The organism is Veronia nyctiphanis (assembly GCF_004116385.1).
GTDB classification, from domain to species: Bacteria; Pseudomonadota; Gammaproteobacteria; order Enterobacterales; family Vibrionaceae; genus Veronia; species Veronia nyctiphanis.
In genome coordinates this window covers 1-1,759 of record NZ_PEIB01000085.1, presented here as the reverse complement: position 1 = coordinate 1,759, position 1,759 = coordinate 1, and the positions used below count along the sequence as shown (strand labels likewise).

General features: G+C 36.9%; 2 protein-coding genes. Both read right to left on the bottom strand.

Annotation, left to right across the window (positions count from 1 at the left end):
- Window positions 1-272: sensor histidine kinase (locus CS022_RS28380; RefSeq protein WP_408057302.1), on the bottom strand; the 272-nt coding region annotated here is incomplete at its 3' end.
- Window positions 269-1,381, bottom strand: a complete 1,113-nt coding sequence (locus CS022_RS24490; protein ID WP_129124468.1) for a cache domain-containing protein — start codon at window positions 1,379-1,381, stop codon at window positions 269-271. The genes CS022_RS28380 and CS022_RS24490, both read right to left, overlap by 4 nt.
- Window positions 1,382-1,759: the final 378 nt, after the last annotated feature.

The following is a 1,759-nucleotide window of genomic DNA, read 5'->3' as shown; positions in this document are numbered from 1 at the left end:
GACGGAGACTGGAAATCTCTAGTTATTCGTTGTCTCGTTAACGGGGAAGTGGACACAGTCCCTTCGCCGGGTTTAGACCAAACCTGGAATTCACCACCTATGTATTCAATCCTTTCCTTCATATTCCTCAGACCAATTCCTTCGCCTGATAACGCTCTCTCAACCTGAAAACCCTGTCCTTTATCCTTAATCGATAACCGGACAGATGGTGGCGAGTAGTCGAGTTTTATTGTTACAGATCGGCTATCGGTATGCTTAGATACATTGACTATTGACTATTGACTATTGACTCCTGAACGACTCGATAAAGGCTTGTGCTAATATCGTTTGGTAACCAAGGAAGTGTTGCATCGAGTGACAATGTGACTTCGGTGTTGTGAGTGGCGAAAAAATCATCTGTCAGACACTTTACAGCGGCAATCAAGCCAATGTCATCTAATGCACTTGGTCTCAATTGCCTCGATATACGTCTCACTTCATTAATAGCTTCAATTAATGACTCTTCACTACTAGTCACGTGTTTGAGAACGTGAATAGGTTTATTTCTCTGTAATGAAATTTTGATGACTTCCATATGGCACTTTGCTGAGATAATTAATTGATTGACACCATCATGAAGCTCTCTGGATAATTTCTTTCTACTTTCCTCTTGTAGCATGACATTTTTATATGTTAATTCTCTGAGGCATAAATTTGATGCATAGCTCTCGTGCAAATTAATGGCTAATGCCACGATGACGATAAGAATAATAATGACGATTAATACTGAAATAAATATTGTATAGACCCGATGCATACTTGATTCAATAACTTCACGAAGCTCTTTTACTTGCTGATCAATATCTTTAATATAAATACCCGTGCCTAATATCCATTTCTTATCGGGTAGCCACATGGCGTATCCAAGCTTGGGCTCAACTTCCTTTGTTGATGGGTTGTACCACAGGTATTCATGGTATCCATTACCGTAACGTGCTGCATCGAGAAGGCTTCGAATAACGTTGTTTCCGTTTGGATCCTTCAGGTCGATTAAATTACGCCCCTCTAGCTCTGGTAATACAGGGTGTGCAATGTTCCTACCTTTGTCATCATAAATATAGAAATAGCCATTATCACCGAAGCGTAGAGCTTTGACTACATGCAAGAGAAAGCCATCTTCCACAACAAGAGAGGATGATTCAATCTGTTCTATTACTTGAGATGCGAGCTGAACATGATGTTTCAAGCTGCTTTGTCTTACATGCAACATATCAGCTGCCAAGGTCTCTGACTCTTGGTCGGCGATCAAAGCAAACTGATTGGCAGTCACACCAATAAAGAGACTACTGATCACTAATAGTGGTGTGAGAGTCAGGATAAAGACCTTACTTTTTAATCTCATCTTTACATATGAATATCCTTATGATGTACAGAAATATAAGTAGGTATGTATGTTTTTTCCATATCTAAAATTGATAAGGGAAAACAATAATTTCATCTCTCCAAAAAATGATAATTTTAGTCCTTTTTCTGAGATCTTTTGATACTCAGATAGTAACTTTATAAAGGTATTTAATTAGTTGATAAAATTTACTTTTCATTGAGAAAACTTACTTAATAATTATTACTAATGAAAAGTAATGGTCGAGGGTAGGAAAGTGCCTAGGTGTTTTTATTCTTGTTTTTTGCCCATGTATTATAAGCTTATGATTATTAATATTTACCATAATTGATATATATATCACAACTTGGAAATAAAACTTAACCGAATATTATTTAT